Origin of the sequence: Vibrio sp. OPT46 (assembly GCF_015163535.1) — a bacterium.
GTDB classification, from domain to species: domain Bacteria; phylum Pseudomonadota; class Gammaproteobacteria; order Enterobacterales; family Vibrionaceae; genus Vibrio; species Vibrio alginolyticus.
The window spans coordinates 21,262-29,099 of sequence record NZ_JADDYG010000560.1; the positions used below are offsets into that span (position 1 = coordinate 21,262).

Sequence of the window (7,838 nt, forward strand, 5' to 3'; positions counted from 1 at the left end):
ATTATGATGTAAAGGATTAATGGACTGTAAAAACAAATGGTTAATGAAAAATAGAAGAGAGAATAAATATCGTTTATATTTATAAAAATCTGGTAGGAAATAGTTTTAAAAGCATAATCAAACTACCTTTTAACATTTAAAATACTAAAAGGTAGAATTAACATTAGATAGAATTCTTATAGGGCGAGTTATTTTAGGATTGGTAACTCTGTTGTGTATTTAATGGACTCCATAGCAAATGTTGAAGTCACATTAGATAGCCCTTTTACGCTATTAACTAACCGCTTATAGAATTCGTCAAAACACTTCATATCTTTGACTAGTACTTTCATCATGTAGTCATACTCGCCAGCCATACGATAAAACTCCATTACCTCAGGAAAGTCACTCACAGTTGTAACAAAATGGTGATACCAACCTTCGGAATGATCAATCGTTTTTAACTGAACAAATGCAATGAAAGATAGCTCGAGCTTTTCTGCACTTAACAACGCCACGCGTTTTTCGATGTAGCCCTCTTCTTCCAACCTTTTCAAGCGCTTCCAGCATGGTGTTGTAGTAAGATTGACTCGCTCAGCCACGTCATTTAATGACAAGGTGCTGTCGGTTTGTAGTAAAGCAAGCAGCTGCTTATCTATTCGATCTAAACTCATTTCTATAAAACCCATAAAATGCAGAAAATTTTTCTACAGATATCTTTATTAAGAGTAACAATAGCAAAGTTTTTCTCGGAAATTATAGATAAATTATCCCTATCTAATACTTATCTATCGATTTCCCAAGGAGAGACGCCATGTGTACTGACCACAATTGGATCAACAATGCAGTGCGTAAAATTGAAGCAGACTTCCAACGTTCTGCTGATACTCACTTATTTAAACTCGAACTACCTTCTCTTGATGGTATCGATATCTATCTAAAAGATGAGAGTACGCACCCTACAGGCTCTCTTAAGCATCGATTGGCGCGCTCATTATTTCTTTACGCTATTTGTAATGGATGGATTGGTCCTGAAACCACTGTAATCGAGGCGTCCTCAGGCAGCACTGCCGTTTCGGAAGCGTATTTTGCGCGTTTACTTGGCTTACCGTTCATTGCCGTCATGCCGAAAACCACTGCACGTAAAAAGATCGAACAAATTGAATTTTACGGTGGTAAAGCGCACCTTGTTGAACGATCAGATCAGATTTATGACGAGTCTCGACGCTTGGCTCAAGAACTAAATGGTCACTACATGGACCAGTTTACTTATGCTGAACGCGCTACTGACTGGCGCGGTAACAACAACATCGCGAACTCTATCTTTAGCCAAATGGAGTTAGAAGATCACCCGATTCCTAGCTGGGTAGTGATGAGTCCTGGAACAGGCGGCACATCCGCAACCATTGGCCGTTTTATTCGTTACCAAAAATACGACACCAAGCTTTGCGTGGTAGACCCTGAAAACTCAGTGTTTTACGACGCTTTCCAGTCAGGAAACCACTCATTGAAAGGTGATACTGGCAGCAAAATTGAAGGTATCGGTCGACCACGTGTCGAGCCAAGCTTTATTGCAGGTGTTATTGACGAGATGCGCAAAATTCCAGACGCTGCCAGTGTGGCAACCGCCCATTGGGTATCTCAGCTGATTGGGCGTAAAGTCGGCGCATCAACAGGCACCAATCTTTACGGTGTGCTGCAATTGGCTTGTGAGATGAAACAACGCTGTGAGAAGGGTTCCATCGTGACGCTTCTATGTGATTCTGGAGAGCGTTACCTAGATACGTATTATGACTTAACATGGGTAAAAGAGAACATCGGCGATATTCAACCTTACTTAGCTCAACTCGAAGTCATTCAAGCAAAAGGTTGCGTTGAGCCAGCTTGTTGCGGCTCAACTAACGCTTAACGTGCAAACTGGACTTTAAAAAAACAGCCCAACTTCATGCGGGCTGTTTTTATCGCTGGGTTTTACTTTTTCTGGCGCGCTTCAAACGCAGCCAATTGTTCTGGCGTTGCCGCTGGTTGATGATTTTGTTTCCATTCATCGTAAGTCATGCCGTAAACACGTTCGCGAGCGTCATCAATATCTAAATCCAAACCGAGATTTTCAGCCTCAGATTTATACCATTTGCTAAAGCAGTTGCGACAGAAGCCCGCAAGGATCATCAGGTCGATGTTTTGTACGTCTTTGTTGGCATCTAAATGCGCCAATAAACGGCGAAATGTCGCCGCGTCTAACTTATCTTGTTCTTCTTGAGTCAAGTTTTTGTATTTGAATTCAGCCACTTTCCTTTCCTTCTCTCTTATTTAACTAGCTTTCGTCACCATATCTAGTTAGTCGGTAGTCATGAGTAAGAAGTATGCTTTAGCGCAACAATTCCCATTCTAAAATCACTACCTTTGATAAAAGCTGATATGATAATTACCATCCATCCTATTGATTAAATTAACATTTAAACAAATCATTACAACGGTCTTTTACCAAGGTTATCGTCTAGTTATGAAAAACGCCATTCTATTATTGTCTGCCTTGACCATTAGCGTGCCAACTTTAGCTGCTCAAGAACAAGCTCATCAATCTTATTTTTATCTGGGTACTGGTAACGTTGGTTTTGATACACCGTACTTCGGCTCGGATAGAGACAATGAGTGGTCAACACCACATATCACAGTTGGCTGGGGTTACCATGTAAACCAATACCTCGCGTTTGAAGGGGTTCTGCGCTATTCACAAAATGAACTTAAGAACGATGCTCTAAAAACTGACTTAGATCTTCACTATTACCAAGCAGGTATGTCTGCTGTTGTAACAAGTGATAACTTAGGCGATACGCCGCTGTCACTGTTTGGTCGCGTAACTGCGCTTGGCACTCAAGCTGAAATGTATGTTCCAAACGAACAAAAAGTCACAGATGATTCAGGCGCGCTATTCAACATCGGTGCTGGTGTCCATTGGGATATGAGCAAAGATATCTGGTTACGCGCAGAGTACATTTATAATGTCGCAGATATGGGTTTTGAAGATTTTTACGACGGCTACGAAGGTGTACAAATCAGCCTAGGGAAACGCTTCTAATCGAACGCTTCCGAGCTAACTTTAAACCGATAAAGAGAAGCCGAGGTTATTACCTCGGCTTTTATGTTTTAACGTTTGATTTAAGGGTGCGCTATACGGCCCTTCGTATCATGGCTAATTGCTTTGTTTAACTCTGCTTCTACATGACCTGGTGCTTGTGTTTTCGCCGAAATCAATCGGTACATTGCCGGGATAACAAACAAGGTCACCAATGTCGCAAACCCCATCCCGAAAAAGATTACCGTACCCACGGCAATACGGCTCTCATAACCCGCCCCTGTCGATACTATCAACGGAATTGCGCCAGCAAGTGTGGTAAACGCAGTCATCAAGATTGGACGTAGACGTCGCGCAGCTGCATCAATGATCGCTTTTTCAAACTCAACGCCACGATCACGTAGCTGATTGGCAAATTCTACGATCAAAATACCGTTTTTCGTCACCATACCAATCAACATGATCATGCCAATCTGGCTATAAATGTTCATACCTTGGCCCATAATGACCAAACCAAGAAAGCCACCAAATACCCCCATCGGCACCGTAAACATGACCACTAACGGGTTTACGAAGCTTTCAAACTGAGCCGCCAACACGAGATACGCCACTAGCAGTGCCAATGCAAACACAACAGCAACACTCGCTTGGTTCTCTTTAAAGTCTTTCGACTCCCCCGAATAACTCACCGAAATGTCACCCGGTAAGTTGTCGATGGCTTCCTGGTCTAGGTAATTCAGCGCATCTCCTAATGTATAACCTTCCGACAGGTTGGCAGTAATAGTGATGGACTTCTGTTTGTTGTAGTGAGAAAGACGAATAGAGGCCGCCACTTCTTCAATTTTTGTGACCGCATCTAACGTCACTAGCTGACCGCTATTCGTGCGCAGATAAATCTGACTTAAATCTGCAGCATTATTAAAGCTATTTTCATCACCGCGAAGATACACATCGTACTCTTCGCCACGCTCAACATAAGTCGTTTCGCTTTTACCACCGAGCATGATTTCTAGGGTGTCAGAAATGTCTTGAACGCTGACTCCTAGCTCTGCGGCACGCTGTCGGTCAACTGTAACCAATAACTCAGGCGTTTTTTCCGAGTAATCTATCTCTGCTCCTTCCATCATTGGTGATTCTTCGGCTTTGTTCTTTAGCATTTCAGCCCAAACAACGAGCTCATCGTAATCAGAGCCGCCTAATACGAACTGAACTGGCTCACTCGAACCACCTTGGAAACCTGGCATAAATGGGAACACTCGAACATCTGGGATACCTGCCAATTCTTTCCGTACTTTGTTAAGGGCTTGCTGAGCCGTGATATCACGTTCGTTCCAATCTTCTAGAATCATGATCACAAAGCCTGTCTGGTCTCCTGCCTGGCCACCAAACGCTGGCGTTTGGATACTGAATGACTTCAGATAACCTTGCCCTAGTAATGGCATCAATCGGTCTTCGACAATATCCATATTGGCTGACATACGATTGTATGACGTAGCATCTGCACCGCGCACAAACGCGAATATCACACCGCGATCTTCTTGTGGGGTCAGCTGGGCCGGTACCTGATTCATCAAGAAATAGCTACCGCCCAAACAAGCTAGAATCACCAGCGGAGCAGCCCAACGTACTTTCAATGTGCCTTTCAATAATGCGCGATAGCCACTCTCAAGCTTGCTAAACAAGCGATCAACCGCTTCATTGAATCGATTTGGTTTTACATTCGCTTTCAAAATCTGACTACCTAATACAGGAGTCAGCGTCAGGGCAATCAAAGAGGAGAATATGACCGACATAGCCAGCAATACAGAAAACTCTGTAAATAGTAGACCTACCATACCATCCATAAAGGAGATCGGTAAGAACACCATCACCAGCACTAATGTTGTTGCTATAACAGCAAAACCAACCTCTCTTGTGCCTTTATATGCGGCGAGTAATGGCGATTCACCGCGTTCAATATGGTGGAAGATATTCTCTACAACCACAATTGCGTCATCCACCACCAAACCAATCGATAATATCAACGCCATCAAGGTGATCAAGTTGATAGAAAACCCAAAGTAGTACGCGGCAATGAACGAAGAAATCAGAGAAACAGGAACCGTAACCGCAGGAATTAAGGTTGCACGAGCTTGGCCGATGAAAATGTACAATACCAAAATCACCAAGCCGCCCGTGATAAATAGCGTGCTGTACACCTCTTCGATTGAACGCTCGATAAACACTGTCGCGTCGTAATCTATCGCAAGACGTGTACCTTCTGGTAAGAACTTCTGGATGTTATCGACTTCAGAACGAATCAGCTTAGCAACCTCTAACGGGTTTGCGTCTGACTGCGGTACCACACCAAGACTGATATTTACTACACCATCGCTTTTGAAGGTTGAGTTTTCGTTTTCTGCACCAATGAAGACATCTGCTACATCTTTTAAATAGATAGGTGTATTGTCGCTTGCGCGTTTAATGACAAGATATTGAAAATCTTCAGGCGTGTTATAAGTACGAGCCGTACGCACGGACATTACCGTTGAGTCGTTGCGAACTTCACCACCTGGGCTTTCTAGGTTCTCACTTCGCAAAGCTGATGTAATGTCCGAAGCTGTAACTGAACGTCCAGCCATTAGTTCTGGCTTAAGCTTCACGTACATGACCTTGTACAAACCACCGGAGAGATCAATGGAGCTAACCCCAGAGATCAGGCTAAAGCGGTCCATCAATACACGTTCGGCATAATCCGTTAATTGAGTACGGTCCATCTCTGCAGAACTGAGATTGATGTAGAGCGACGCCTCTCCCGAGCCATTGTTCTTATAAACAATAGGGTCATCCGCTTCATCAGGTAGCGAGCGCTGAGCACGAGCTACGGCATCACGCACGTCGCTCACACCTGTGTTGAGATCGTAACCTAGCTCAAACGTGATCGTGATACGCGACATGCTGTTACGAGTAGTGGAGCTAATTTCATCAACCCCACTGATCCCAGAAAGCTGGTCTTCCAAAACGGAGGTAATTTGGCTTTCAATAATAGTCGCCGATGCACCCTCATAACGCGTACTGATAGAAACGACTGGGCTTTCTATATCAGGCATTTCACGAACGGCTAATTTGGTGAATGACACAAAGCCAAACACACACAACAGCATGCTCAGAACCAACGCCGCGACAGGGCGTTTAACTGAAACGTCGGACAGTAACATTAGTTTTCTTCCTCATCCGATTCACTGTCATTGCGTGTCACATCCGTGGTGTTCGCTTTTAGTGGCGCGACAATTTCTTTCACTTCGACACCATCACGCATGTTAACAATGCCTTGAACCACAATCTTGTCACCAATCTCAACACCAGATTCGATCACCACCTCGTTACCAACACGAGCACCTAGCGACACTTCTTGACGAGTAGCTTTGTTGTTTTCATCAATTACATATACAAAACGTTTAGTTCCGGAGTATTCAAGCGCTTGAACAGGAATGATTGGCGCCTTAATAGCAGGAAATGCTAGTGAAGCGTTCATCAACATGCCCGGCTTCAATTGATTTTCTGGGTTATCAAACTCAATACGCACGCGAAGATTCAGTGTTTCGGCGCTGATACGCGTATCAATACCTGTGACTTGACCAGTAAAGATCTGGCTACCCCATGCACTGGTTTTAGCGATGACTTCCATACCAATAGAAAGCATCGATAAATAGCGCTCCGGTACTTGCAAATCCAGTTCCATGACGGAAAGATCATCCAACGTCAAAAGTTCAGTACCCGCACTGACCATTTTGCCGCGGCTAAAATCGATAAAACCAACAGTGCCAGAAAATGGAGCAGTAATATGGAGATCAGCTAAATTGGCTTGAGCAGCATCTAGCCTCGCTTGTGCTATTTCAACACTGGCTTTTTGTGCATCGATTTCAGTTTGAGTAATCGCATTCCGCTTAACCAAACGTTGGAACTCTTTTAACTTACGCTGTTCATCTTTTAGATACGCCTTTGCCTCAATCAAAGCGGCTTGAGCCTTATCGTCATCTAACTTAATTAATAACTGGTCTTGCTGAACATTTTGATTCGCTTTAACAGCGATTTGATTCACTTTGCCGGCGACTTCCGATGCGACAACCACAGACTCCGCTGCCTTTAATTTGCCGATAAGAGTTAAGGATTGATTGATCTCGTGCGTTTCTACTTGTTCAGTCACAACAGTAACCGCTGAGCCTCCTCGCATCGCAGCGCAAACCGATGGAGAACTCAGTAATATAGAAAGCGTTAAAACAGATAACGATAACGTGGCTTTCATGCTCATGATATTGACTTCTAAACGAATAAACTTATGTCATTAAACTGCTTACAGTTTATCAGTAGATACGGTGTTTAACGTCAAGTAGTGTAAATTCAAGTAAAAAGTGCGCTTCTCTTCTGTTCAAAGGACAAACAAAACGCTGACTTTCTACCATCTTTGCCCAAAAAGACAGCATTCAACGTAAAAACGTAAGAAAAACGCTTTACAGCCTGAGCGAGTTTGCTATGATTCGCTCCGCACTTGGGAGATGAGTTGGGAAAACATCTTACTAAGTATAAAAATCCTCTGGAGGGGTTCCCGAGTGGCCAAAGGGAGCAGACTGTAAATCTGCCGGCACTGCCTTCGATGGTTCGAATCCGTCCCCCTCCACCATATTCTTTCTTATGTTTTTTCCTTAAAACGTGAGAACAACTTGGAAGCTAGGTTGGGAAACTAACTTTTAAGTATAAAAATACCCTGGAGGGGTTCCCGAGTGGCCAAAGGGAGCAGACTGTA

The 7,838-nt window shown here is 43.6% G+C and carries 6 protein-coding genes and 1 tRNA gene; 3 read left to right on the forward strand and 4 right to left on the reverse strand.

The genetic code is table 11. The features are described 5' to 3' along the window. Window positions 1-188: 188 nt before the first annotated feature. Window positions 189-653 carry an Lrp/AsnC family transcriptional regulator gene (locus IQR33_RS22700; RefSeq protein ID WP_025998626.1) on the reverse strand — a complete coding sequence of 155 codons (465 nt, stop codon included), beginning with the start codon at window positions 651-653 and terminating at the stop codon, window positions 189-191. Between the two features lie 140 nt (window positions 654-793). Here IQR33_RS22700 and IQR33_RS22705 point away from each other — a divergent pair, with 140 nt between their 5' ends. After that, window positions 794-1,888, forward strand: coding sequence for a PLP-dependent cysteine synthase family protein (locus IQR33_RS22705; protein WP_193837462.1), 1,095 nt, complete (start codon window positions 794-796; stop codon window positions 1,886-1,888). A 62-nt stretch (window positions 1,889-1,950) separates the two neighbouring features. Here the strand turns inward: IQR33_RS22705 and IQR33_RS22710 are convergent, their stop codons facing one another. Then, window positions 1,951-2,268 (reverse strand): DUF1244 domain-containing protein, encoded by a 318-nt coding sequence (locus IQR33_RS22710; protein ID WP_005378586.1) that lies wholly within the window; start codon window positions 2,266-2,268, stop codon window positions 1,951-1,953. 214 nt (window positions 2,269-2,482) lie between these two features. Between IQR33_RS22710 and IQR33_RS22715 the strand changes: the two genes are divergently transcribed. Further along, window positions 2,483-3,058 carry a porin family protein gene (locus IQR33_RS22715; RefSeq protein WP_017634755.1) on the forward strand — a complete coding sequence of 192 codons (576 nt, stop codon included), beginning with the start codon at window positions 2,483-2,485 and terminating at the stop codon, window positions 3,056-3,058. Window positions 3,059-3,138: 80 nt separating this feature from the next. On the opposite strand, the gene vmeF is transcribed toward IQR33_RS22715, so the two are convergent. Next, window positions 3,139-6,252, reverse strand: coding sequence for a multidrug efflux RND transporter permease subunit VmeF (gene vmeF / locus IQR33_RS22720; protein WP_017634756.1), 3,114 nt, complete (start codon window positions 6,250-6,252; stop codon window positions 3,139-3,141). Then, the gene (locus IQR33_RS22725; protein ID WP_005389959.1) at window positions 6,252-7,346 is read right to left on the reverse strand and encodes an efflux RND transporter periplasmic adaptor subunit; all 1,095 of its coding nucleotides are present in this window, start codon (window positions 7,344-7,346) and stop codon (window positions 6,252-6,254) included. The genes vmeF and IQR33_RS22725 overlap by 1 nt, the downstream gene beginning before the upstream one ends. A gap of 284 nt (window positions 7,347-7,630) precedes the next feature. On the opposite strand from IQR33_RS22725, the gene IQR33_RS22730 reads away from it, so the two are divergent. Further along, window positions 7,631-7,715 (forward strand) — tRNA-Tyr (locus tag IQR33_RS22730). Window positions 7,716-7,838: the final 123 nt, after the last annotated feature.

Excerpts from the sequence above, each read along its gene's own strand:
- IQR33_RS22700 (WP_025998626.1), bottom strand. The coding sequence starts at position 653 with ATGAGTTTAGATCGAATAGATAAGCAGCTGCTTGCTTTACTACAAACC.
- IQR33_RS22705 (WP_193837462.1), top strand. The coding sequence starts at position 794 with ATGTGTACTGACCACAATTGGATCAACAATGCAGTGCGTAAAATTGAA.
- vmeF (WP_017634756.1), bottom strand. The coding sequence starts at position 6,252 with ATGTTACTGTCCGACGTTTCAGTTAAACGCCCTGTCGCGGCGTTGGTT.
- IQR33_RS22715 (WP_017634755.1), top strand. The coding sequence starts at position 2,483 with ATGAAAAACGCCATTCTATTATTGTCTGCCTTGACCATTAGCGTGCCA.
- IQR33_RS22725 (WP_005389959.1), bottom strand. The coding sequence starts at position 7,346 with ATGAGCATGAAAGCCACGTTATCGTTATCTGTTTTAACGCTTTCTATA.